Source organism: Streptomyces sp. NPDC048288 (assembly GCF_043201555.1).
Taxonomy (GTDB): Bacteria; Actinomycetota; Actinomycetes; order Streptomycetales; family Streptomycetaceae; genus Streptomyces.
This window is the reverse complement of the sequence record NZ_JBICZD010000001.1, coordinates 831,156-854,531: the sequence shown is the minus strand read 5'-3', so window position 1 is coordinate 854,531 and position 23,376 is coordinate 831,156. Positions and strand designations below refer to the sequence as shown.

At 71.0% G+C, this 23,376-nt stretch carries 25 protein-coding genes; 12 read left to right on the top strand and 13 right to left on the bottom strand.

Annotation, left to right across the window (positions count from 1 at the left end):
• Positions 1–53: 53 nt before the first annotated feature.
• Positions 54–1,409: an NAD(P)/FAD-dependent oxidoreductase gene (locus tag ACGFZS_RS03770; RefSeq protein WP_393793752.1), complete on the top strand. Its 1,356-nt coding sequence runs from the start codon at positions 54–56 to the stop codon at positions 1,407–1,409.
• Between the two features lie 258 nt (positions 1,410–1,667).
• Here ACGFZS_RS03770 and ACGFZS_RS03765 read toward each other — a convergent pair whose 3' ends face one another.
• Positions 1,668–3,149 (bottom strand): regulator, encoded by a 1,482-nt coding sequence (locus ACGFZS_RS03765; RefSeq protein WP_393793751.1) that lies wholly within the window; start codon positions 3,147–3,149, stop codon positions 1,668–1,670.
• Between the two features lie 247 nt (positions 3,150–3,396).
• Between ACGFZS_RS03765 and lipB the strand changes: the two genes are divergently transcribed.
• The 6 genes from lipB (at position 3,397) to ACGFZS_RS03735 (ending at position 8,806) form a co-directional block, all read left to right on the top strand.
• Positions 3,397–4,200: a lipoyl(octanoyl) transferase LipB gene (gene lipB, locus ACGFZS_RS03760; protein ID WP_393793750.1), complete on the top strand. Its 804-nt coding sequence runs from the start codon at positions 3,397–3,399 to the stop codon at positions 4,198–4,200.
• A gap of 75 nt (positions 4,201–4,275) precedes the next feature.
• Positions 4,276–5,241 carry a lipoyl synthase gene (gene lipA / locus ACGFZS_RS03755; RefSeq protein ID WP_365680183.1) on the top strand — a complete coding sequence of 322 codons (966 nt, stop codon included), beginning with the start codon at positions 4,276–4,278 and terminating at the stop codon, positions 5,239–5,241.
• Positions 5,242–5,490: 249 nt separating this feature from the next.
• Positions 5,491–5,688 (top strand): hypothetical protein, encoded by a 198-nt coding sequence (locus ACGFZS_RS03750; RefSeq protein WP_089101191.1) that lies wholly within the window; start codon positions 5,491–5,493, stop codon positions 5,686–5,688.
• 69 nt (positions 5,689–5,757) lie between these two features.
• On the top strand, positions 5,758–6,459 hold the full coding sequence (locus tag ACGFZS_RS03745; RefSeq protein ID WP_393793749.1) for a DUF4191 domain-containing protein: 702 nt from the start codon (positions 5,758–5,760) through the stop codon (positions 6,457–6,459).
• Positions 6,460–6,609: 150 nt separating this feature from the next.
• Positions 6,610–7,695, top strand: coding sequence for a nitrous oxide reductase family maturation protein NosD (locus tag ACGFZS_RS03740; RefSeq protein WP_393793748.1), 1,086 nt, complete (start codon positions 6,610–6,612; stop codon positions 7,693–7,695).
• Positions 7,696–7,810: 115 nt separating this feature from the next.
• Positions 7,811–8,806 carry a methyltransferase gene (locus ACGFZS_RS03735; RefSeq protein WP_393794113.1) on the top strand — a complete coding sequence of 332 codons (996 nt, stop codon included), beginning with the start codon at positions 7,811–7,813 and terminating at the stop codon, positions 8,804–8,806.
• A 75-nt stretch (positions 8,807–8,881) separates the two neighbouring features.
• Here ACGFZS_RS03735 and ACGFZS_RS03730 read toward each other — a convergent pair whose 3' ends face one another.
• From ACGFZS_RS03730 to ACGFZS_RS03700, 7 genes are all read right to left on the bottom strand, one after another.
• Positions 8,882–9,214: a TcmI family type II polyketide cyclase gene (locus ACGFZS_RS03730; protein ID WP_355726025.1), complete on the bottom strand. Its 333-nt coding sequence runs from the start codon at positions 9,212–9,214 to the stop codon at positions 8,882–8,884.
• A gap of 34 nt (positions 9,215–9,248) precedes the next feature.
• A complete protein-coding gene (locus tag ACGFZS_RS03725; RefSeq protein WP_359225952.1) occupies positions 9,249–9,728 on the bottom strand; it encodes an SRPBCC family protein in 480 nt (159 codons plus the stop codon).
• Position 9,729: 1 nt separating this feature from the next.
• A complete protein-coding gene (locus tag ACGFZS_RS03720) occupies positions 9,730–9,981 on the bottom strand; it encodes an acyl carrier protein (protein ID WP_355726020.1) in 252 nt (83 codons plus the stop codon).
• Positions 9,982–10,048: 67 nt separating this feature from the next.
• Positions 10,049–11,293, bottom strand: a complete 1,245-nt coding sequence (locus ACGFZS_RS03715) for a ketosynthase chain-length factor (protein WP_393793747.1) — start codon at positions 11,291–11,293, stop codon at positions 10,049–10,051.
• Entirely contained in the window at positions 11,290–12,558 is a 1,269-nt protein-coding gene (locus ACGFZS_RS03710; RefSeq protein WP_359225948.1) for a beta-ketoacyl-[acyl-carrier-protein] synthase family protein, read from the bottom strand. The genes ACGFZS_RS03715 and ACGFZS_RS03710 overlap by 4 nt, the downstream gene beginning before the upstream one ends.
• A complete protein-coding gene (locus tag ACGFZS_RS03705; RefSeq protein WP_355726012.1) occupies positions 12,555–12,968 on the bottom strand; it encodes a cupin domain-containing protein in 414 nt (137 codons plus the stop codon). Before ACGFZS_RS03705 ends, ACGFZS_RS03710 begins: the two co-directional genes overlap by 4 nt.
• A 39-nt stretch (positions 12,969–13,007) precedes the next feature.
• Positions 13,008–14,078 (bottom strand): SchA/CurD-like domain-containing protein, encoded by a 1,071-nt coding sequence (locus tag ACGFZS_RS03700; protein ID WP_365680171.1) that lies wholly within the window; start codon positions 14,076–14,078, stop codon positions 13,008–13,010.
• Between the two features lie 212 nt (positions 14,079–14,290).
• Between ACGFZS_RS03700 and ACGFZS_RS03695 the strand changes: the two genes are divergently transcribed.
• Positions 14,291–15,922 carry an FAD-dependent oxidoreductase gene (locus tag ACGFZS_RS03695; protein WP_393793746.1) on the top strand — a complete coding sequence of 544 codons (1,632 nt, stop codon included), beginning with the start codon at positions 14,291–14,293 and terminating at the stop codon, positions 15,920–15,922.
• Between the two features lie 89 nt (positions 15,923–16,011).
• Here the strand turns inward: ACGFZS_RS03695 and ACGFZS_RS03690 are convergent, their stop codons facing one another.
• Complete coding sequence (locus tag ACGFZS_RS03690) at positions 16,012–16,479, bottom strand: RDD family protein (RefSeq protein WP_393793745.1); 468 nt, start codon at positions 16,477–16,479, stop codon at positions 16,012–16,014.
• A gap of 211 nt (positions 16,480–16,690) precedes the next feature.
• Here ACGFZS_RS03690 and glnA point away from each other — a divergent pair, with 211 nt between their 5' ends.
• From glnA to ACGFZS_RS03670, 4 genes are all read left to right on the top strand, one after another.
• Positions 16,691–18,100 (top strand): type I glutamate--ammonia ligase, encoded by a 1,410-nt coding sequence (gene glnA / locus ACGFZS_RS03685; protein WP_355726002.1) that lies wholly within the window; start codon positions 16,691–16,693, stop codon positions 18,098–18,100.
• Between the two features lie 114 nt (positions 18,101–18,214).
• Positions 18,215–18,472: a hypothetical protein gene (locus tag ACGFZS_RS03680; RefSeq protein ID WP_355725999.1), complete on the top strand. Its 258-nt coding sequence runs from the start codon at positions 18,215–18,217 to the stop codon at positions 18,470–18,472.
• 150 nt (positions 18,473–18,622) lie between these two features.
• On the top strand, positions 18,623–19,543 hold the full coding sequence (gene htpX / locus ACGFZS_RS03675; RefSeq protein ID WP_355725996.1) for a zinc metalloprotease HtpX: 921 nt from the start codon (positions 18,623–18,625) through the stop codon (positions 19,541–19,543).
• Between the two features lie 2 nt (positions 19,544–19,545).
• The gene (locus ACGFZS_RS03670) at positions 19,546–20,130 is read left to right on the top strand and encodes a hypothetical protein (RefSeq protein WP_355726073.1); all 585 of its coding nucleotides are present in this window, start codon (positions 19,546–19,548) and stop codon (positions 20,128–20,130) included.
• 21 nt (positions 20,131–20,151) lie between these two features.
• On the opposite strand, the gene ACGFZS_RS03665 is transcribed toward ACGFZS_RS03670, so the two are convergent.
• The 4 genes from ACGFZS_RS03665 to ACGFZS_RS03650 all read right to left on the bottom strand — a co-directional run bounded on the left by ACGFZS_RS03665 (position 20,152) and on the right by ACGFZS_RS03650 (position 23,376).
• Entirely contained in the window at positions 20,152–20,436 is a 285-nt protein-coding gene (locus tag ACGFZS_RS03665; protein WP_355725993.1) for a hypothetical protein, read from the bottom strand.
• Positions 20,437–20,671: 235 nt separating this feature from the next.
• Complete coding sequence (locus ACGFZS_RS03660; RefSeq protein WP_393793744.1) at positions 20,672–20,998, bottom strand: PTS transporter subunit EIIB; 327 nt, start codon at positions 20,996–20,998, stop codon at positions 20,672–20,674.
• Positions 20,985–21,851: a PRD domain-containing protein gene (locus ACGFZS_RS03655; RefSeq protein WP_393793743.1), complete on the bottom strand. Its 867-nt coding sequence runs from the start codon at positions 21,849–21,851 to the stop codon at positions 20,985–20,987. The genes ACGFZS_RS03660 and ACGFZS_RS03655 overlap by 14 nt, the downstream gene beginning before the upstream one ends.
• A 79-nt stretch (positions 21,852–21,930) precedes the next feature.
• On the bottom strand, positions 21,931–23,376 hold the full coding sequence (locus ACGFZS_RS03650) for a glycoside hydrolase family 1 protein (RefSeq protein WP_393793742.1): 1,446 nt from the start codon (positions 23,374–23,376) through the stop codon (positions 21,931–21,933).

Sequence of the window (23,376 nt, the reverse complement as noted above, 5' to 3'; positions counted from 1 at the left end):
AGCGGGTTGGGGGCATCACGTCTCCACCGGACGCGCAATCGAGGAGGGGCCTCGTGCATGAGCCCGCGTACCAGGCGGACGTCGTCATCGTGGGAGCCGGTGTCTCCGGACTCTCCGCGGCTCATCGGCTGAACAGCGCAGGAGTAACGACCGCGGTCCTGGAGGCCGCCCCTTACGTCGGCGGACGGATGTCGACCGAGAAGGTCGACGGCTTCCGGCTCGACCGGATCGGGCAGCTCCTGTCCACGTCCTACCCGGAGCTACGGCTCACACCGGGACTGGACGCCCTGGTTCTGCGCCGGTTCGCGCCCGGCGTGCTGCTGCATCGCGACGGGCGCAGGCACCGGGCGGGCGCTCCGGCGGGTGCGGGGAGCGCGAGGGGCGCACTGTATGCGGTGCGCGCCCTGGCAAGCGCCCCCAGGGGCTCCGCGGTGGCCCCGGCACGGGCGACCGCGCCGATGGGCAGCGCGGTCGACCAGGCCCGCCTGGGCGCGGCGCTGGGCCGGATGGCCGCCACCCCCGTCGAGCGGCTGCTGGCCCGCCCCGAACTCCCCGCCGCCATCGCGCTGGCGGAACGCGGGATATCCGCCCGCACGATCGACGGCTTCCTGCGCCCGCTGCTCGCGGCCCTGCTCTGCGACCCCGGGCTGACGACGTCCAGCCGCTGCGCGGACCTCGCCCTGCGCTCCTTCGCGAGCGGCCGGCTGTGCGTGCCGGAGGGCGGCGCCGAGGTCCTCCCCGAGCTCCTCGCCCGCGCCCTCCCGCCCGGCACGGTGCACACCGGCGTACGGGTCACCTCGGTCTCGACCACCTCGGTGACCACCGCCGAGCACGGCGTGATCCGCTGCCGGGCGGTCCTGCTGGCCACCGACGCCCGCGCCGCCGCCGGACTCCTCCCGGGCCTGCGCGTCCCGGACTTCCACCAGGTGACGGTGGTCCACCACACCACGGACGAGCCGTCGGCCCTCACCACCGGCACGTCCCTCCTCCTGGACGCCGACCGGGGCGGCCCCGTCGCCCACACCTCGGTCGTCAGCAACATCGACCCGAGCCGGGCCCCGCAGGGCCGCGCGCTGATCTCCTCCACGGTCCTCGGCACGCCCCCCTCCGACATCGACACCTCGGTCCGCATGCACCTCGCCCGCCTCTACGGCACCTCGACGCGCCGCTGGGAGACCCTCGCCGTCCACCACACCCCCGAGGCCATCCCCGCCATGCGCCCCCCGCACGACCTCCACCGCCCCGTCCGCCTCCTCGCCGGCCTCTACGTCTGCGGCGACCACCGCGACACCAGCACCGTCCAGGGAGCCCTCCACTCGGCCCACCGGGCCACGGCCGCGATATTGGCCGACCTCGGAACAGCGGGTTCCCTGAACACAGCGGAACCTTTGCAACGCCGGGCGGCGTAGGAATCCCAGGGGCGCGGGGCTGCATCTGATATGCGGCTCCGCCGCGCGGGCGCGACCAGCCACGACGGCGCAGCACCGAGCCGACCACCGCCACCCGCAACGGCGAGTGGCAGCGCCCGGCTCGGCGCCGCCGAACAACACCGCCGTGGCTGATCACCGTCGCGGCGGAAAAGTTCGGCGGCGGAGAAAAGTGCCCGCGGCCGAGAAAGCCGACCGCGGCCGAGAAAGCTGACCGCGGCCGAGAAAGCCGACCGTCGGCTAGCCGAGCGCGGCGACCTTGTCGCGGTAGCCCTTCACCGGTGCCGCGTCCTTGTAGGGCTCAAGGCGTCGTTCGAAGTCCTTGACGTATTCGAGCGCGCGGACCGACCGCATCTCCGCCGCCGCCCCCGCCGCCTCCACGCCGAGCGCGCAGGCCTGGTCGAGTTCGCCGAGGCCCAGGCGGGCGGTGGCGAGGACGACACGGCAGAAGAGGCGGCTGCGGGCGTAGGAGGGCGCACGGAGCTGCAGGGAGCGCTCGGCGTGCTGGGCGGCCGCGCGGAACTGCTGGAGGTCCCGGTGGCAGTGGCCGAACTCGTCGGCCAGCTGCGCCTCGTCGAAGAAGCGCGCCCAGTGGGGGACGTCGTCGCCGGGACGGGCCGCCTCCAGGGCGCGTTCGGCCCGGACCAGCGCGCCGGTGCACGCCCGCACCTCCCCCAGGACCCCGTGCGCCCGGGCCTCGGCCGCGTGCAGCAGCGCCTGGACGACCGGCGGGGCGCTGGTGCCGACGCCCTGCTGGGCCACCCGGGCCAGTTGGACCGCCTCCCGGCCGTGGCCGAGATAGACCGCCTGGCGGCTCATGGTGACCAGGACGTAGGAGCCGTAGGCGCGGTCCCCGGCCGCCTGGGCGAGCCGCAGGGACTGGACGAAGTAGCGCTGGGCCAGGCCGTGCGCGGCGATGTCGTACGACGTCCAGCCCGCGAGCCGGGTCAGGTCGGCCGCCGCGCCGAACAGCCGGCGGCCGGTCTGCTCGCCGTAGGTGCCGCGCAGCATCGGCTCGCACTCGTGCTCCAGGTAGCGCACCAGCGCCTGGCGCGCGTGCCCGCCGCCGTAGGCGTCGTCGAGGGTGCGGAAGAGTTCGCCGACCGAGCGGAGCGCGGCGATGTCGCCGCCGCTGACCTTCTGGCCGGGTCCGCGGTCGGCCTGCCCGCGCGGCCGCCCCGGCACGGGTGCCGGCTGCTTGGGCAGCGCGGCGGGGCGCAGTTGCGCCGGCACCCGGACCGTCGCCGTCGCCCCCGGTGCCGGCTCACCGCGGGCCACCTTGTCGTCCGCGCGGCCGATCAGCCAGTCCCGGCTGGGCACCACGAGCCCGGCCGGGGTGAACGCGATCTTCCGGAGCTCGGCATGGCTGCCGGAGTCCTTGCGCCACAGCCCGCTGACGATGTCGACGGCCTCCTCGGGGGTGGCCGCGAACTCCAGCCCGGCGTACACCGGGGCGCACGCGTCGAGCCCCAGGTCCTGCGCGGTCAGCCGGCGGCCGAGGCGCCGGGTGAAGACCTCGGCGATCAGGGCGGGGGTGGTGCCCCGGGGCTGCTGGCCGCGCAGCCACCGGGTGACGGATGTCTTGTCGTATCTGAGATCCAGCCCGTGTTCGAGACCGAGTTGGTCGACGCGACGGGCCAGACCCGCGTTGGAGAACCCCGCTTCTGCGATGAGCGCGGCGAGCTGGCGGTTGGGGGTGCGCTGCGCGGGTCGGTCCGTCATCTGGGGTGGGGTCTCCTGCCTTCTGGCTCAGCTCGGTGGCTTGTGCCCGGATTGCCGGTGAGCAGCCCTTTTGGCGCTCTTGGACGGCGCGAATGTAGCGGAGAGTGAGCACCCGATCGCACACTTCGACGTTCATTCATCCGATCGTGTGAGGATTGCCCCCGGGGCTGACGCGCGACGGCCGGACGTACAGTGGCTTGGGCGCGTTATGTGCCTGACACACTCGTCGCCGAGGGAGGCGCTTGCCGTGAGTGAGTTGCGGTTCGTCCGCATGGGGTTCGGGGCGGATGCCGTCGAGTACCAGGAGGCGTGGGACGAGCAGCGCCGGGTGCACGCGGCGCGGTTCGCCGACGAGGTGCCCGACACGGTCCTGCTGCTCGAACACCCCCCGGTGTACACGGCGGGCCGCCGCACCGCGGACAACGAGCGGCCGCTCGACGGCACCCCGGTCGTCGACGTGGACCGCGGCGGCAAGATCACCTGGCACGGCCCGGGCCAGCTGGTGGGCTACCCGATCCAGAAGCTGCCGCGCCCGGTCGACGTGGTCGCGCACGTACGGCGTCTGGAGGAGGCGCTGATCCGGGTCTGCGCCGAGTTCGGCGTGGCGACCACCCGGGTCGAGGGGCGCAGCGGGGTGTGGGTGCTCGGCGACCCGGTCGAGCAGCGGCCGCAGGCCCTCGGGGGGCTCTCCCTGGACTTCGACCCGCGGCTGCACGACGAGGAGTTCGACCCGCGCCTGAACGGCCCGGAGTACGCGCCCTCCAACGCCGGCCAGCGCCGCGAGGACCGGAAGATCGCCGCGATCGGCATCCGGGTCGCCAAGGGCGTCACGATGCACGGCTTCGCGCTGAACGTGAACCCCGACAACAAGTGGTTCGACAAGATCATCCCCTGTGGCATCCGGGACGCCGGCGTCGCCTCGCTCGCGGGCGAGCTGGGCCGGGACGTGACCATCGGCGAGGTGCTGCCGGTGGTGGAGCGGCACCTGAAGGACGTACTGGAGAACGCGGAGCTCGCGCCGAGGGTGATCGAGAAGACACCGGCGGCCTGACTCCGCCCAGCGGGCTTTCGAATCCACGGGCGTACGCTGGAGCACGCCGAAGAATCAATCGCTAGGGAGCCGGTCGTGTCCGCAGTCTCACCCGACGGACGCAAGATGCTGCGCCTGGAGGTCCGCAACAGCCAGACCCCCATCGAGCGCAAGCCCGAGTGGATCAAGACCCGGGCGAAAATGGGCCCCGAGTACACGAAGATGCAGAACCTCGTGAAGAGCGAGGGCCTGCACACGGTCTGCCAGGAAGCCGGCTGCCCGAACATCTACGAGTGCTGGGAGGACCGCGAGGCGACGTTCCTCATCGGCGGCGACCAGTGCACCCGGCGCTGCGACTTCTGCCAGATCGACACCGGCAAGCCCGAGGCCCTGGACCGTGACGAGCCGCGCCGCGTGGGCGAGTCCGTGGTCACCATGGACCTCAACTACGCCACCATCACCGGCGTCGCGCGCGACGACCTGGCGGACGGCGGCGCCTGGCTGTACGCGGAGACGGTCCGTCAGATCCACGCGCAGACGGCACAGCGCGAGGAGGGCCGCACCAAGGTCGAGCTGCTCGCGCCCGACTTCAACGCGGTCCCGGAGCAGCTGGCCGAGGTCTTCTCGTCCCGCCCCGAGGTCTTCGCGCACAACGTCGAGACCGTGCCCCGGATCTTCAAGCGCATCCGCCCCGGCTTCCGCTACGACCGCTCGCTCAAGGTCATCACGGCCGCCCGCGACTTCGGCCTGGTCACCAAGTCGAACCTGATCCTCGGCATGGGCGAGACCCGCGAGGAGGTCAGCGACGCGCTGCGGCAGCTGCACGAGGCCGGCTGCGAGCTGGTCACCATCACGCAGTACCTGCGCCCGAGCGTCCGCCACCACCCCGTGGAGCGCTGGGTCAAGCCGCAGGAGTTCGTGGAGCTGAAGGAGGAGGCCGAGCAGATCGGCTTCTCCGGGGTGATGTCCGGGCCGCTGGTCCGCTCCTCCTACCGGGCCGGACGCCTCTACCGGATGGCCATCGAGAAGCGGGGCTCGTTCGTCGCCGTGCAGGCGGTCTGACGGCGGCCTCACACCCCCGGGCTCCGAGCGTGTGAATTCACGCACAAGCCACTACCGGCCAGTAATGACCGAATGGACGCGGTCCTGACCGTCCTCGCTGATGAGGACATACGTCAGGGCCGCGTCGGCGTTCCGGGCCCTCGCATCAAGGCTTCATTGCCGTTTGACCGGTCGGTCACGCCCTGGTAACACCGAACAGTGACCCTGGTATCACAGCTCGTACACCCACTTCGAGGGGGGACCTCCACCATGCAGGCCGCGCCCGTTCGCGCCACCGCGATCCCGTCCTTCACCGACGCGCTGCGCGCCGTCGAGTCGCTCCTGATGAGCGGCGGCCAGCGCACCGCCCGCCAGAACGCCTGGACCTCCGTGCTGGAGGACCGCCGTCGCGCCAAGGACCGGGTCGAGGCGCAGCACTTCCTGGAGCAGGCCGCCGGCCGCTCCTGACGCCCTTCCGCCGCCCCTGTCCGGGCACTGCCGTCGTCGGCACTCCCGGGGCCACGTAGACTTCGGGGCATGGCGAGGCAGGAACCGGCAGCGGACGCTGCGAATGCGGGACGACTGAAGCAGATCGTCCTGACGTACAAGATGACCCGCAAGGCCGACAAGACGATCGGTCTTGTACTCGCGGGTGTCGGTCTCGGCACCCTTGCCGTCTTCCTCCTGATCGGCTTCCTGATCGGCCACCCGGTCTATCTGGGCATCCTGGGCCTGCTGCTCGCCGTCCTCGCGACGGCGATCGTCTTCGGCCGCCGGGCCGAGCGGGCGGCCTTCGGCCAGATGGAGGGCCAGCCGGGCGCCGCGGCCGCGGTACTGGACAACATCGGGCGGGGCTGGACGACGACGCCGGCGGTGGCGATGAACCGCAGCCAGGACGTGGTGCACCGGGCGGTCGGCAAGGCCGGCATCGTCCTGGTCGCCGAGGGCAACCCGAACCGGGTGAAGACCCTGCTGGCCGCCGAGAAGAAGAAGATGGCCCGCATCGTGGCCGACGTACCGGTGCACGACGTGATCGTGGGCACGGCCGAGGGCCAGGTCGAGCTGAAGAAGCTGCGCACCACGATGCTCAAGTTCCCGCGCGTCCTCACCGGCCCCCAGGTCACCACCACCAACGACCGGCTCCGCGCCATGGGCGACCTGATGTCCAACATGCCGCTCCCCAAGGGCCCGATGCCCAAGGGCATGCGCATGCCGAAGGGCGGCGGCAAGGCCCGCTGACCTCGCACACTCGACTGCCACGACGATGGGGGCACCCGGATCACTCCGGGTGCCCCCATCGTCGTCGTACGTCCGCCCCGACCGCGGGGACACGCCACCGAATGGAGCATCAGGCGGGTTATCGGGTCATCCGCTCCTAATCTTCCCCATGTGACAAAACGCCATATCACATACCTCGCGTGCAGTGCCGCCCTGTGCGGCTCCCTCCTCGGCGCCGCTCCGGCGTCCGCCGTACACCGCACCCTGATGGTGCACCCCGGTGAGTCGATCCAGAAGGCGGTGAACGCCGCCCAGCCCGGCGACACGGTCCTGGTGGCGGCCGGCACCTACCGCGAGAGCGTCAAGGTGACCACCCCCGGAATCACCCTGCGCGGCATGGGCGCGGGCACCGTGCTCAAGCCGGCCAAGAAGGTCAGGAGCAGCGGGAAGAAGGCCGCCGCCCAGAAGTCCTGCGCCGAGATGGGCAATGGCATCTGCGTGGTCGGGGCCAAGAACAAGCGCCTCGAGGACGTCACCATCGCCCGGATGACCGTCACCGGGTTCTCCCGGATCGGCGTCATGTCGGTGGGCACGGCCAACCTGCACGTGCACGGCGTGGCCGCCGTGAAGAACGGGCAGTGGGGCCTCGCCGAGGAGCGCTCGGTGCACAGCACCTACCGCAACAACGTGGCCCGGGAGAACGGCGACGCCGGCCTCTTCCTCGCCAACTCCGTCACCACGGAGAAGGGCGCCACCGACACCGACGGCACGGTGATCGAGCACAACCTGCTGGAGAAGAACCGGATCGGCGTCACCGTGCGCCGGCTGCGCAACCTGACCGTCTCGGACAACTCGGTCACCGGCAACTGCGCGGGCGTGTTCGTCGTCGGCGACGAGAACAAGCCGAAGGCCGGTCGCATCACCGTCGCCGACAACCAGGTCGTCAAGAACAACAAGTACTGCAAGAAGACGGCCCGGCTGGCCTTCCTGCAGGGCTCCGGCATCGTGCTGACCGGCACCGAGGACACCCTGGTGACCGGGAACACGGTCACCGGCAACTCCGGCAAGTCCCCGCTGTCCGGCGGCGTCGTGCTCTTCAAGAGCTTCGTGGGCGCCAGCAGCGACAAGAACCAGGTCACCCGCAACAAGCTGTCGGGCAACGCCCCCGCCGACCTGGTCAACCAGGAAGCCACCAAGCACGGCAACTCCTTCAAGCAGAACACCTGCAAGAAGTCCAAGCCCGCGGGTCTGTGCTGACCGGACGGCCGTACGACACCCCCACAAGGAAGGAAGGCGGCACATGACCGCACCAGCACGTGACCTCTCGGCGCCGCTGCGGCAGGCGCAGGCGGAGGGCGCACCGCCGCCGTCGATGCGGCTGCGCGAGCTCGTGTTCGGGGCGGCGTGTGCCGCCGCCGTGCGCGCGGCCGCGCGGCTGCGCGTCGCCGACGCGCTCGGGGACGCCCCGATGACCGTGGAGAGCCTGGCGGCCACGGTGAGGACGGACCCCAAGCCGCTGCGCCGGCTGCTGCGCGCCCTGTCCTGCTACGGCGTCTTCGCCGAGCGCCCGGACGGGACGTTCGCCCACACCGACACCTCCCGGCTGCTGCGCGAGGACGACCCGCACAGCCTGCGCTACATCGCTCTGTGGTGCACCGAGCCGTGGACCTGGGACGCCTGGCCGAAGCTCGACGAGGCCGTGAAGAGCGGCCGCAACGTCGTCGAGGACCTCTACGGCAAGGAGTTCTTCGTCTATCTGAACGAGGACGCACCGGAGTCGGCGGACGTCTTCAACCGGGCGATGACCACCTCCAGCGAGCAGTCGGCCCGTGAGGTCGCCGCCCTGCTCGACCTGTCCGGCAGCCGGTCGGTCGCCGACCTCGGCGGCGGGCAGGGACATGTGGTGGCCAGCCTGCTCGACAAGTACCCGGCGATGAAGGGGTACCTGCTGGATCTGCCGAAGGTGGTGGAGAAGGCGCTGCCCCGGCTGCGTCCGGGCGGTGACCTGGAGGACCGGGCGCGCATCGTGCCCGGTGACATCCGGGAGGCCGTGCCGGTCGACGCGGACGTCTACGTCATCAAGAACATCCTGGAGTGGGACGACGAGTCCACCGCGCGGCTGCTCGCCAACGTGATCGCGGCGGGCGGGCCCGGCGCCCGGGTCGTGGTGATCGAGAACCTGGTCGACGACACCCCGTCGATGCGGTTCAGCACCGCGATGGACCTGCTGCTGCTCCTGAACGTCGGCGGGGCCAAGCACACCACCGACAGCATGGTGCGGCGGCTGACCGACGCGGGGCTGACCGTCCGGGACATCAGTCCCGTCAACCCGTATCTGCACGCCTTCGACTGTGTGGTGCCCGCCTGAGCGGCGGCTCCCCCGCACACGCCGGTGCCGGGCCCGCGTCGTACGCGGGTCCGGCACCGTTGGCTGGACGGCGGTTCAGGAACCGCCGTCGCGCTCCCAGAGGTAGAAGCGCTGCGCCATCGCGTCCTTCGGGGAGCGCCAGGTCTCCGGGTCGTACGCGCTGACGTACGCCGTGAGACGGTCGCTGACGTCCCTGAACTCGGGGTGCGAGGTGACCTTGGCGATGGCCGGTCCCGGCTCGCGCTCGGACTCGATGAGGTGCATGTACACATCACCGAACTGGAAGAGGCTGCGCCGGGTGACCCCGACGAGGTGCGGCAGCTCTCCCCGGTCGGACTCCGCGAACACCTTCGCGATGTCGGGCGCGGAGCCCGGTGCCATACGGGCGACGATCAGGGCCTGGTGCACGTGTCTCTCCGTTCCTGTCCTGCGACGGCCGGGCTCAGTCGGCCAGGGCCGGGTCGGGGCGACGGCCGGTGGCCGCCTTCTCGATCTTGTCCCGGATCAGGGCCATCTGGACCTTGGAGTTCCGGTTGATGTTGTCGGTCATCCACTCGTCGTCGACGGGGGCTTCCGGCTTCATCGCGAAGTCCTGGGTCCAGACCATGCGGGTGCCGGCCGGTACCTCCTCGTACCGCCAGTGGATGTTCATGTGCGCGAAGGGGCCGGTCTCCACGCGGCGGGCCCGGACGCTCAGGCCGGGGCGGTCGGTCTCGCGCTCGGAGACCCAGCTCCACACCTTGCCGTTCTCGTCGGGGTGCATGGTCAGCCGGAAGGTGACCTTGTTCCCCTCCTCCTCCAGGATCTCGGCGCTGGCGTACTCGCTGAACAGCTGGGGCCAGTTGGCCACGTCGTTGGTCATGTCCCAGACCAGATCGACGGGGGCTGCGATGGTGATCTCGTTCTGGGTGTGTCCGGTCATGTCAGGCTCCCGCGGGCATGGCGCTGTTGACGAGGTCGAGGAACTGGCGGGGCGTCTTGCACCGCTCGGCGTCGACCGGCATGGGCACGCCGTGCCGGTTCTCCAGCTCGCCGACGATGCCGAGCAGGCCGAGCGAGTCGACGCCGAGGGCGTCGAAGCCGCTGTCGGACCGCTCCTGCAGGTCGGTCGGGGAGACCGTGACGCCGGCGGCCTTCTTCATGAGTTCGGACAGTTCGTCCACGGTGATGCTCATAGGGAACTCCTTCTTCTCCGCTGCCTTCGCTGCTGGGCAGCTGGTTTTCTCCGGATGTTTCTCCGGATCACCCGGCCGCGCCGTGGCGCAGCACGAGCGCCGAGTTCGACCCCATGAGTCCCCGGCTGAGGACCAGCGCCGTGCGTGGTGCGGCGGCGCGGGCGCTGCCGGTCACGAGGTCGAGGTCGTGGCAGATGTCGAAGACACCCGGGGTCGGCGGGATCAGGCCGTGTTCCATCGCGAGCACCGCGGCGGCGGTGTCCAGGACGGGGGCCGCGCAGTAGCCCCGGCCGATCCCGGTCTTGGGTGCGGTGACCGGCACGCGTCTGCCGTGCGCGCCGAGGGCGTCGGTGATGGCCAGCGCCTCCGCCCGGTCGGCCTCCGGGACGCCGAGGGCGTCGGCGAAGACCACGTCGACCTCCTCGGGGGCGCAGCCGGCCTCGGCCAGTGCCCCGCGGATGGCCTGGGCGAGCCCGGCCCGGGACTCGGACCAGCGGGACGCCCCGGTGAAGGTCGAGGCGTGCCCGTCGAGGGTGGCCCGGACCGGCAGTCCGCGCCGACGGGCCGAGCCGGTGTCCTCGACGACGAGCATGGCGCCGCCCTCGGCCGGCACGAACCCGCAGGCCTGCTCGGTGAACGGGCGGTAGGCGCGGGCCGGGTCGGTCTCCCGGCTGAGCTCCTCGTAGCCGAGCTGGCAGACCACCGAGTACGGAGCTATCGGCGCCTCGGTGGAGCCGGCCACGATGACGTCCGTGCCGCGCCGCACCGCGCGGGCGGCGTGGGCGAGGGCGTCCAGACCGCCGGCCTCGTCGGCGGCGACCACCGAGCAGGGTCCCTTGAAGCCGCGCCGGATGGAGATCTGGCCGGTGCTGGCCGCGTAGAACCAGGCGATGGACTGGTAGGGGCCGACGAACCGGCTGCCCTTGCCCCACAGTTGCTGGAGCTCGCGCTGGCCGAACTCGCCGCCGCCGGAGCCGGCCGCGGTGACCACGCCGATGTCGAACGGCGCGCCGTCGGTGTCGGCGCGGCCGAGCCGGGCGTCCTCCAGTGCCAGGTCGGCCGCGGCCATCGCGAAGTGCGTGAAGCGGTCGGTCTGGACGATGAGGCGTTCCTCGACGGCGGCCGCCGGGTCGAAGTCGCGGACCTCGCCGGCCACCTTCATGGGCAGGTGCTCGCAGCCCTCGCGGGTCACCTTGTCGAGGACGTTGCGTCCCTCCTGGACGGACTTCCAGAAGGTCTCGGTGCTGGATCCGTTGGGCGCGACGACACCGATGCCGGTGACGGCCGCCCGCCGGGCAGGCGGTTCGCTCATCGTGTCCGTCCTCTCTGCCGGGTCAGGATCACCGCGGACTGGAAGCCGCCGAACCCGCTGCCCACGGACAGGACGCCGCCGAGCTTGCGTTCGCGGGCGACCCGCGGCACGTAGTCGAGGTCGCACTCGGGGTCGGGGGTCTCGTAGTTCGCGGTGGGCGGGACGACCTGGTGGGCCAGGGCGAGCACGCAGGCGACGACCTCGATGGCGCCGATCGCGCCGAGCGAGTGGCCCACCATGGACTTGATGGAGCTCATCGGCGTGCTGTACGCGTGCTGTCCGAGCGCCTTCTTCACGGCAGCGGTCTCGTGGCGGTCGTTCTGCCGGGTGCCGGAGCCGTGCGCGTTGACGTAGTCGATGGCGGTGGGGTCGAGGCGGGCGTGGTTCAGGGCGGTCTCGATGGCGCGGGCCATCTCCAGGCCCTCGCTGGTGAGACCGGTCATGTGGTAGGCGTTGCCGAAGGTGGCGTAGCCGTCGAGGAGGCAGTAGATGTGCGCGCCGCGGGCCTTGGCGTGCTCCTCCTCCTCCAGGACGAGCACCGCGCCGCCCTCGCCCATGACGAACCCGTCACGGCGGTTGTCGAAGGGGCGCGAGGCGTGCTCGGGGTCGTCGTTGTTCGGTGAGGTGGCCTTGATCGCGTCGAAGCAGGCCATGGTGATCGGGGAGATCGGGGAGTCCGAGGCACCGGCGATGCAGATGTCGGCGCGGCCCTCCTGGACGGTGTGGAAGGCGTAGCCGACGGCGTCCAGGCCCGAGGTGCAGCCGGTGGAGACGGTCTGCACCGGACCCTGGGCGCCGAAGCGTTCCGCCACCGCGGAGGCGAGGGTGCTCGGGGAGAACGCCCGGTGCAGCTGGGGCTGCGCCTGCCGGTGGTCCACGTCCCAGCGCTGACCCGCGCCGCTCACCAGGACGTAGTCGTGCTCAAGGCGGGTGGTGCCGCCCACGGCCGTCCCCAGGGAGACGCCGACCCGCCAGGGATCCTCCCGGCCGAGGTCGAGCCCCGAGTCCCGGACCGCCTCGTCGCCGGCGACCAGGGCGAACTGTATGTAACGGTCCGCCCGTTCGATCTCCTCGGCGTCCAGGCCGTGCGCCGCCGGGTCGAAGTCGCACTCGGCGGCGATCCGCGACCTGAGGCCGGAGGGGTCGAAGAAGGTGATGCCGCGCGTCGCGGTCCGGCCGGAGGCGAGCAAGTCCCAGAACGCCGGTACGCCCACACCCCCCGGAGCCACGATGCCTATGCCCGTAACCGCCACGCGCCGGGTCACGACCGGACCTGCCCCACGGCGACGGCTTCCGTCTCCTCCGTGTCGACGTGACCCTGGCTGGGGCGCGGGGCCAGCGGGCCGAGGTGGAAGACGATCCGGGCCTCGACATTGCCGACGTTGCGGAAGCGGTGCTTCATGTTGATCGGGATCATCAGTCCCTGCTCGGGCCGCAGCGGGTGCGGCTCGCCGTCCAGGTCGACCTCCAGGTCGCCGCAGACGACGTACACGAACTCCTCGGAGTACGGGTGGTAGTGCTCGCCGATGCGGTCGCCCGGCTGCACGATGGCCACGCCCATGAAACCGCTGGTGGAGCCCACCGTGGCGGGCGTCAGCATGGCGCGCAGATCGCCGCCGCGCTTGGTGTTGGGCTCGACCTCGCTGAGGTCCACGATCTTCGGAATGGGCTGCATGTCTGCGTTCCTCCCTGGGGGTGATGCGGCGGTGGGGGGTCAGGCGTCCGGCGAGCGGCGGTCGGTGATCAGCTGCATGCGCACCGCGTCGCCGTCCAGCAGGGCGGTCAGGGCGTGCGCCGGAGTGACGTCCACGGGCGTGCCGGGCCGCTGCTCGACCAGCCGTACGACGACGTCGTCGCGCTGGAAGACCGTGCTGTGCAGCACCGGGCTCGCCGGGTCCTCGGCCGCGCCCTCGTCCTGCTGCGCGAGCAGCTCGGCCAGCCGCATCCCGCAGCCGGGACGGGCCGGGTAGTACAGCGCGTGGCGCTCGCCCTCGGCCGGGTCCTCGGCGCCGACGTGGTGGACGGCCGGCAGCGCCGCCCGGGTGAAGAACACCCGTGCGGAGTCCTGGTCGTCGAGGTCGCGGTCCTGCTCCAGATAGGGGTTGATGGCCTCCTCGACGGCCCGCACCTCGGGCTGCCGGGCGACGTGGCGCAGGGCGGCCATCAGGTCGCCGCGCACCTCGATGGCGCGCACCACCCGGTTGCCGTGCATGAAGAGAGAGGTGCGGCACAGCCGGGTGGAGTCGTCGACCTTCGCCTCGGGCGAGGCGTAGTCCGCGAGGATCCTCGCGACCTCGGCCTCGCTGCCCGGCCGGACCGTGAAGGTGAGCGCGTGGCGGATCACGCCGTCGCCCATCCGCGGCTCGGCCTGCAGGGTGCGTACGGAGTCCGCCGCCGGGCCGCCGGTCTCGCGGACGACGTGGAAGCGGAGCGAGCGGGTGTCGCGGACGCAGTTGTGCAGCGGCTTCACCATCTCCACGTGCTCCTCGCTGTTCACCCAGGCGAGGAACGGCGGGGCGCTCTCCCACTCGCTGGTGATCAGCCACTGCGAGGGGTTCTCGATGGACTGGCAGAGCTGGTCGCTGACGTGACCGGGCACCTGGGCGACCTGGTTGCACAGCTGCTCGTAGGCCTCCAGGAACTGCTGCTGTGCGCCGTCGTAGACGTCGACCAGCAGGACGACCCGGAGCCGGGAGCCGTCGAACACGGACTGGGAGACCCGGGTCGACAGCGGGCGGGTCGTTCGGGTCGGCTTTTCCGAAACCTTTTCCGAGAGCGTCGTCATGCTTCGTACATCTCCTTCGCGGGGGCAGCGGCGGGCGCCTTCGCCGATGACGCGGCGTCAGCGCTTCTTGATCCTGTGCCGGTCCTCCGAAGCGCGCGACTCGCGTGAACCAGGTGGGTGATTGAGCACGCGGAACCCCTCCCGAGGGGGCCCGGACGGGCATGGACGTTGCAACGCACCTGCCGCACCAACACCCGCCTCTGGAGTGCCCGATGCACCGGAAAACCGATCACCAGGTCCCCGTCCTCGTGGTGGGCGGCTCCCTCGTGGGCCTGTCCATGTCCCTCTTCCTGGGCCGACTGGGCGTCCGCCACATGCTCGTCGAGAGACACTCCGGGACCTCGATCCACCCACGCGGCCGGGGCAACAACGTGCGGACGATGGAGCTGTTCCGGAAGGCGGGCATCGAGCCCGACATCAAGTCCGCGGCCTCACTCCTCGCGGAGAACCACGGCATCCTGCAGACCCCGACGCTGGTCGGCGACGCCGGTGAATGGCTGTTCAAGGAGATCGACCCGGGCGGCGGACTCGCCCGGTTCAGCCCCACGGGCTGGTGCCTGTGCAGCCAGAACGACCTGGAGCCGGTACTCCGCCAGGCGGCCGAGTCCCTCACCGGCGAACTGCGCTACTTCCAGGAGATGGAGTCCTTCGAACAGGACCCCGAAGGAGTGACGGCGTACGTCCGCGACCGTGACTCCGACCGGATGTACACCGTCCGGGCGGACTACCTGGTCGCCGCCGACGGCCCGCGCTCCCCCGTCCGCGGCCGGCTCGGCATCGGCCAGACGGGCCCCGGCGACCTGTTCGCGAACGTCAGCATCACCTTCCGCTCCAAGCTGCTGGCCCAGACCGTCGGGGACCGCCGCTTCATCTGCTGCTACCTCACCGACCCGGAGGCCGACGGCGCCCTCCTCCCCGTCGACAACAAGGAGCGCTGGGTCTTCCACGCGCCCTGGCACCCCGAACGCGGCGAGACCCTCGACGAGTTCACCGAGGAGCGCCTCACCCGGCACATCCGGCGCGCCGTCGGCGTCCCCGACCTCGACGTCGAGATCACCGGCCGGGCCTCCTGGCGGGCGGCCGAACGGGTGGCCGAACGGTACGCGTCCGGGCGGGTCTTCCTGGCCGGCGACTCCGCGCACGAGATGTCCCCGACGGGGGCCTTCGGCTCCAACACCGGCATCCAGGACGCCCACAACCTGGCGTGGAAGCTGGCCGCGGTCCTCGACGGCTGGGCCGGCCCCGGGCTCCTGGACTCCTACGACGCAGAGCGCCGCCCGGTCGCCCTCGCCACCAGCGCCCGCGCCTCCGCCCGCTCGGTGGAACACAGCCACCCGGGCTTCGCGCCCGCCCCCGGCATCGGCGCCGGCAAGCGCGGCGGCATCCTCAACATCGTCCTCGGCTACCGCTACCCGAAGGGCGCGGTGCTCGGCGCCGACCCCGGCCGGCCGGTCGTACCCGATGGGATGAACCTGACGGGGGAGCCGGGCAGCCGCGCCCCGCACCTGTGGCTGCGCCGCGCGGGCGACCGCGTCTCCACCCTCGACCTCTACGAACGCTCACTGGTCCTGCTCAGCGACGCCGCCTCCCCCTGGCACATGGCGGCCCGCCGGATCGCGGACACGGAGCGGGTACGCCTGGACGCGTACGGCATCGGGCCGACCGGTGATCTCGTGTACGACACGGAGGACACCGACTGGGCGGCAGCGCACGGGGTCACGGCCGACGGCGCGGTACTCGTCCGGCCCGACGGCTTCGTGGCCTGGCGCGCGGAGGGCCCGGCGGAGGGCGACGCGGAGGCGGAGCTGCGGGAGGTACTGGGGCAGGTTCTGCGGAAGAGGTAGCGCCCCGAAGGGGCGCGGGGCCGTATCGACATGCGGCTCCGCCGCGCGGGCGCGCTCAGCCCCCACCGGCCGGCTGCCGAAGGCCTACCTCAGACCCGTACCTCTACGGTCTTCGCCAGCCGGTCGTGCAGCCCCCTGCCGTCCCGGTCCCACACCAGCGCCGGAACCGCGAGGCACAGCAGCACCGTGCGGGCGATCGCGCGCAGCGGCTGCACCCGGCCCGTCTCGACACCGACCACCCGCAGCCCGAAGAGCCGCTTACCCGGCGTGAAGCCGACCGTGCCCACCGTGAGGACGCCCAGGATCAGGAAGACGAGCAGTGCCCAGTTGCTGGTGGCGGGGCTGTAGCCGTCGGTGATCAGGCCGTATGCGATCAGCACGCACAGCGCCCAGTCCACGACCAGCGCGCCGAGCCGCCTGCCGGGGCGGGCGATGGAGCCCGGTCCCTGCTCCGGCAGACCGAGCTGCTCGCCCCGGTACCCGAACTCCGCGCCCGCCTCTTCCATGGCCGCGCGGGGTCCGGAGAGCCACGATCCGATTGCTTGCCTGTTGTCCACCCGTCCACGGTACTGGGCCCGGCCGGGCACCAGGGTCGGCGGGGTGCCACGGGCTACCGTGGAAGCGAGCCCGGTTAACTTCAGCGAAACAAATGGGTCACGCCCGAGAAATCACCCGTCCCTAGGGTCGAGGACAGCGTGTGCCACCGCACTGGCCGCACAAACGAACTACCACCCCGGCACGGGAACGGCCGGGAGTAGGAGGAGCTGGATGTTCCAGAACGCCGACGAGGCCAAGAAGTTCATCGCGGACGAGGACGTCAAGTTCATCGACGTCCGTTTCTGCGACCTGCCGGGCGTCATGCAGCACTTCACGCTGCCCGTCGAGGCGTTCGACCCGGACGAGGAGCTCGCGTTCGACGGTTCGTCGATCCGTGGTTTCCAGGCGATCCACGAGTCCGACATGGCGCTGCGCGCGGACCTGTCGACCGCCCGGGTGGACTCGTTCCGCCGGGACAAGACGCTCAACATCAACTTCTTCATCCACGACCCGATCACGGGCGAGCAGTACTCCCGTGACCCGCGCAACGTGGCGAAGAAGGCCGAGGCCTACCTCGCGTCGACCGGTATCGCGGACACCGCGTACTTCGGTCCCGAGGCCGAGTTCTACGTCTTCGACAGCGTCCGTTTCGCCACCTCGGCGAACGAGAGTTTCTACCACATCGACTCCGAGGCGGGTGCCTGGAACACGGGCGCGCTGGAGGACAACCGCGGTTACAAGGTCCGCTACAAGGGCGGCTACTTCCCGGTCCCGCCGGTCGACCACTTCGCCGACCTGCGTGCCGAGATCTCCCTGGAGCTGGCCAAGTCCGGCCTCCAGGTCGAGCGCCAGCACCACGAGGTGGGCACCGCCGGCCAGGCGGAGATCAACTACAAGTTCAACACGCTGCTCGCCGCCGCGGACGACCTGCAGCTCTTCAAGTACATCGTGAAGAACGTGGCCTGGCGCAACGGCAAGACCGCGACCTTCATGCCGAAGCCGATCTTCGGTGACAACGGCTCGGGCATGCACGTCCACCAGTCCCTGTGGGCCGGCGGCTCCCCGCTCTTCTACGACGAGGCCGGCTACGCGGGCCTGTCGGACACCGCCCGCTACTACATCGGCGGCATCCTCAAGCACGCCCCCTCCCTCCTCGCCTTCACCAACCCGACGGTGAACTCGTACCACCGTCTGGTCCCGGGCTTCGAGGCCCCGATCAACCTGGTGTACTCGCAGCGCAACCGCTCGGCCGCGATGCGTATCCCGATCACGGGCTCGAACCCGAAGGCCAAGCGCGTCGAGTTCCGCGCGCCCGACTCCTCCGGCAACCCGTACCTGGCCTTCTCGGCCCTGCTGCTCGCGGGCCTGGACGGCATCAAGAACAAGATCGAGCCGGCCGAGCCGATCGACAAGGACCTCTACGAGCTGGCTCCCGAGGAGCACGCGAACGTCGCCCAGGTCCCGACCTCCCTCCCGGCCGTCCTCGACCGCCTGGAGCGCGACCACGAGTTCCTGCTCGCCGGCGACGTCTTCACGCCCGACCTGATCGAGACGTGGATCGACTTCAAGCGCACCAACGAGATCGCCCCGCTGCAGCTGCGCCCGCACCCGCACGAGTTCGAGCTGTACTTCGACGTGTGATCGACGTGTGATCGACGCCTGAGCCGTTCCTCGACGCCCCCGTTCCGGTTTCTCCGGGCGGGGGCGCCGTCGTATCGTGCGTCGGTACTGATGTTCGAGACGGGGGGGAAGCGGATGACGCAACAGGGGGACGAGGAGCGCGAGTTCGATCTGCGCTGGGCCGATCAGGCGGAGCACAAGGAGCCGTCCGCGCGGGCGCGGATGCTGGCGGCGCGGTGGAAGGAGAATCCGCCGGAGCCGGCGCCGTTCCGGGCGGATCCGGGGCCGGTGGCGCCGCGGCGCTCGCCCTGGATGTCGACGGCTCTGGTGCTGGGGTGCGTGGCGGCGGTGATCCTGCTGCTGGGGTACATACAGACGCGGGCGCCGTATTAGCCGGTACTGGCCGGTACTGGCCGCGTAAAAGGGGGACCCGGGCTCACAGGGAGCTTTTGCCGCTACTAGGGACGTTCGGAACCTTTCCATGGGCCCGGGCAGGTGCACACTGGACAGCGGGACGAGTGCCTGACTGCGGGGTGAGGCGAGATGCAGAGCCGCTTCCGGAGCGACCGGCGGCTGACCGTACGGATGACGGTCACGCTGTTCCTGCTCGGGTTGTTGTACGTCGGCTTCGTTGCCGCGTTGATCGTGCTGCTGAAGTCGTGGCTGCTGGTCGTGGTGCTGGTGGGCGCGATGTTCGTGGCGCAGTTCTGGTTCTCCGACCGGATCGCGATGTTCGCCATGCGCGGACGGGTCGTGGAGCGGGAGGAGTATCCCGAGCTGCATGCCGTGGTGGACCGGCTGTGCGCGATCGCGGACATGCCGAAGCCGGTGGTCGCCGTGTCCGACATGGACATGCCGAATGCGTTCGCGACCGGGCGCAATCCCGATCACGCCGTGGTGTGTGTGACGACCGGGCTGCTGCGGCGGCTGGAGCCCGCCGAGCTGGAGGGCGTGCTCGCGCACGAGCTGTCGCACGTGGCGCACAAGGACGTCGCCGTGATCACGATCGCTTCCTTCCTGGGCGTGATCGCCGGGCTGATCGTGCGGTTCGCCTTCTACTCGCAGCTCTTCGGCGGGGGCCGGCGGGACCAGAACACGGCCGCCGTGTTCGCCGCCGTCATCGGGGTCTCCGCGGCCGTGTACGCGATCAGCTTCCTGCTGATCAGGGCACTGAGCCGGTACCGCGAGCTGGCCGCCGACCGCGCGGCCGCGCAGCTCACCGGCCGGCCGTCCGCGCTGGCGTCGGCGCTCACCAAGGTCTCCGGCGACATCGCCCGGATCCCGACCAAGGACCTGCGCACCGCGCAGGCCTTCAACGCCTTCTACTTCACTCCGGCCACCGGCAAGGAGCCCGGCATCGAGCGCTTCTTCTCCACCCACCCGCCCCTGGAGCAGCGGCTTGAGCAGCTGGGCCGGATCTCGGCGGAGCTGGGCGAGGCGGCGACGCCCGGGAAGGCCGGGTGAGCATGGGGTTCCTGGACATCCTGCTCGGCCGTACGAAGCCCGTCGCACCCGACCTCGACCAGCTGTTCGCGCTGCCCTCGGCGGCGGTGACACTGCAGGCCGCGGCCGGGTTCACGCCGACCGGCGAGGGCGCGGTGTGCTTCGCCACGGTGGAGGGCGCGGCCTTCGAGCAGACCCACCGGGAGGTGCAGGCGCTGCTCGACGCCGACGCGGACCGCGCGGGTCCGCCGGTGGAGCTGCACCAGGACGACTACGGATACTCCTGGCTGATCTCCCGGCGCACCCCCGACCAGCTCCCGCAGCTGGTCAACGACCTGCACGCGGTGAACAGTTCGATGGAGGTCAACGGCTTCGGCCCGCAACTGCTCTGTTCCCTGGCCGCCTTCGAGGACGAGCGCGAGCGCAGGCTCGCGCTCGTCTATCTCTACAAGCGGGGCACCTTCTATCCCTTCGCTCCGCTGCCCGGATCCGGTCAACGGCGGGACAGCGCACTGGAGTTGCAGGTGAAGGCGGCACTCGCGAACGACCTGAGGACCGAGCAGGACCTCAGCCGCTGGTTCCCGGTGTGGGGTGCCCCCGGCCTCTGACCGGCCGGGAGCAGCCGCCCGCTACTTGCCCTTCTCGTTCTGCTGGCGCCGGACCTCGAAGGGGCGCTCGCGGCGGTAGCGGCGCTCCCACTTGGCCTGCTGGTCACGGCGTTCGCGGTAGGTCTTGTAGTCGCTGGCCATGCCCCCTCCCCCGCCGGACGAACCGCCCGACGAGGAGGCCGACGACGAGTTCCGCCCGTACTGGACGTACAGGAAGAGCAGGGCGACGGCGGCGAGCCACCAGTTGTGGTTGCCGAAGCCGAGGATGACCAGAACGACGGTTCCGGATAGGACGATGGTGCCCATGACGGGTCTCCGTGGCGTGGGTGTGTGAGCGGTCGACGGATCCGACGGCACGCGGGGGACGGGCGGCCGTCCGTCGGTTGCGCAGCAGCGTAGCCCCGCACCCCCGGGGTGCGGACGTTCCTGTGGAAAGCGGTGGTGGCCGACTCCGCAACGCGCATCCAGCGTAGGGATCCGGTCACTGGGCGTGCATCCCGTTTTCCGCACGGGCGCGAGGGCCGTCCGCAGGGCGATGCCGTCAGGGCGCGGTGGTGCCGCCGTTCAAGGTCTCCCGCAGCCGCGCGGCCAGGGCGAAGAGGCCGCGGCGGGGTGCCACGTGCAGTTCGTCCGCCTGCCACACGGCGAAGGCGACCTCGGGATGCGCGCCGAGGGTGTCCAGGTCGGCGGCCGCCGCGTCACGGAGCCGGAAGCGGAGGCGGACGAAGCAGTGGGTCAGCCCGGCGACGTTCTCCCGGCCGCCGACGGCCGACAGAATCGCCGAGGCGGCGGAGTCGACCGAGGCGGCCGACTCGACCGAGGCGGCCGACTCGGCGGCGGAGGCCGACGCGTCGCTACGCTCCGACATGGGTGTCCTCGGCCGGGTCGTCGGTCCGTGCCGTCAGCCGGCTGACGTGCAGGGCGAGGTAGAGGATCTCCTCCCGGCCGACGTTCCACTCGAAGAGTTCCTCCATGCGCAGCGCCAGCCGCTCGGCGCAGGCGTACGCGAGCGGCCGGGCGCTCTTGACCGCCTCGCCGACCTGGTCGGCCACCGCGGGTGACTGCTTGCCGTCCCGGGCCCGCAGGAAGAGGTAGCGCAGATGGGTCAGGAACCGGGCCGCCGGGAGCGAGCGCTGGTCGATCATGACGCCGAAGTCCTCGCCGATCGTCTCCAGCGCGACCCTGAGCCACTGGGTCAGCTGCACGGTCGCGGCGATGTCGCCGGACCCGATCTGGGCGTTGACGAAGTGGAGGGCGAGCGGCAGGGCCTCGTTCTCCGCCATCCGTACGCCGAGCCGCCGCTCGATGATCTCCAGGGCCACCGCGCCCATCTCGGCCTCCGCCGGGTACAGGTTCTCGATCTCCCATTTCAGGGGGTATTCGATCGAGGCTCCGGCGCGGGCGCGGGCGATCGCGAAGTGGACGTGGTCGGCCAAGGGCAGCAGGACGTGTGCGCTGATCTTCTCACCGAGCCTGGCCCGCGCCGTGGCGACGACCTCCTCCATCACCTCGATCTCGTCGAGGGGTATCTCGGCGGCCAGGGCGGCGAGGCGCTCGGCGGGCATCGCCTGGGCCACGAACTGGCGCTCGACCCGGCCGGCGTCCACGGCGTCGCCGGGCTTGACCTGGAATCCCAGTCCCCGCCCGAGGAAAACCGTCTCGGTGCCGTTCTCGTCGACTCCGAGCACGACGTTGTTGTTGAAGATCTTCTTGACGCGCATCGTTGCGTGAGTCCTTACTGGCACGGCCCAGGGGCAGCATAAACCGCGCCCCTGAGCCGTGCCGAGGTCGTGCCGGGGACTAGGAGCTCCCGTCGCCCCGCTCCAGGGTGGCGCCCTGACTGCGGATGACGTCGGTGTACCAGTGGAAGGACTGCTTGCGGTACCGGGCGAGGGTGCCCTCGCCGTCGTCGTCGCGGTCGACGTAGATGAAGCCGTAGCGCTTGCTCAGCTGGGCGGTGCTGGCGCTGACGAGGTCGATGCAGCCCCAGGTGGTGTACCCGAGGACGTGGACGCCGTCGGCGATCGCCTCGCCGACCTGCACCAGGTGGTCGTTGAGGTAGGCGACGCGATAGTCGTCCCGCACCGTCGGCCGGCCGTCCACGACGACCAGTTCGTCCTTGGCCCCGAGGCCGTTCTCCACGATGAACAGGGGCTTCTGCCAGCGGTCCCAGAACTGGTTCAGCACGATGCGCAGACCCGTCGGGTCGATCTGCCACCCCCACTCGCTGGCCTGCAGCGTCGGGTTCGGCACACCGCCCATGATGTTGCCCTCGCCCGCCTTGCGGCGTTCGGGGTCGGCGGTCTCGCAGATACTCATGTAGTAACTGAAGGACACGAAGTCGACGGTGTGGGTGAGGAGTTCACGGTCCTCGTCGGTGATGTCGAGCTCGATGCCGTTCTCGCGCAGATGGCGCAGGGCGTAGCCGGGGTAGGCACCGCGCACATGGACGTCGCCGAACATCAGGTTGGCGTGGTCGGCGTGCATCACGGCCAGTGCGTCGGCGGGGTCGGGAGTGAGCGGGTAGAGGGGCATGGCGATGACCATGCAGCCCACCTGGATGCCCGGTACCGTCTCGTGGGCGATCTTGGTGGCCAGCGCGCTGGCGACGAGTTCGTGGTGGACGGCCTGGAAGAGGTCCCGCCGGGACAGTTCCTCCTTCGGGGTCGCGATGCCGCCGCTCATGAAGGGGGCGTGCAGCACCGAGTTGATCTCGTTGAAGGTGAGCCAGTACTTCACCCGGTGGCCGTAGCGGTCGAAGAGGACGCGGACGTACCGCTCGTAGAAGCCGATCAGCTCGCGGCTCACCCAGCCGTTGTACTTCTCCGCGAGGGCCAGCGGCGTCTCGTAGTGGGAGATGGTGACCAGGGGCTCGATCCCGTGCTTCTCCAGTTCGTCGAGGACCCGGTCGTAGAAGGCCAGCCCCTCCTCGCTGGGCAGTTCGTCGTCGCCGTGGGGGAAGATGCGGCTCCAGGCGATGGAGAAGCGGAAGACGGAGAACCCCATCTCGGCGAAGAGCGCGATGTCCTCGGCGTAGCGGTGGTAGAAGTCGACGGCCTCCAGCTTGAGGTTGTCGGGTGTGGGGTGCTGGGTGCGCGGGCCGGCCAGGCCCCGGGGCAGGACGTCCTGGATGGAGACGCCCTTGCCGCCGACGTCGTGGGCGCCCTCGATCTGGTTGGCGGCTGTCGCTCCGCCCCACAGGAAGTCCGCGGGGAAGGGGCGGTGGGCGGTGGTCGGGTCGGTCAT